A 230-nucleotide genomic window follows, 5' to 3' on the forward strand; every position below is an offset into this window, starting at 1 on the left:
CAAAAGAAGAAGTGAAAGAACCAACAAAGGAAGTGGAAGAGTCAAAAGAAGAAGTGAAAGAACCAACAAAGGAAGTTGAAGAGTCAAAAGAAGAAGTGAAAGAACCAACAAAAGAAGTTGAAGAGTCAAAAGAAGAAGTAAAAGAACCAACGAAAGAAGTGGAAGAGTCAAAAGAAGAAGTGAAAGAACCAACAAAAGAAGTTGAAGAAGCGAAAGAGGAAGTAAAAGAG

General features: G+C 35.7%; 1 protein-coding gene. It reads left to right on the top strand.

The features are described 5' to 3' along the window. A partial coding sequence (locus tag MR167_RS33850; RefSeq protein WP_242316305.1) for a hypothetical protein occupies positions 1–230 on the top strand: 230 nt, incomplete at both ends.

It is taken from the genome of Bacillus cereus group sp. BfR-BA-01355, assembly GCF_022663675.1.
In the GTDB taxonomy this organism is placed as follows: domain Bacteria; phylum Bacillota; class Bacilli; order Bacillales; family Bacillaceae_G; genus Bacillus_A; species Bacillus_A thuringiensis_S.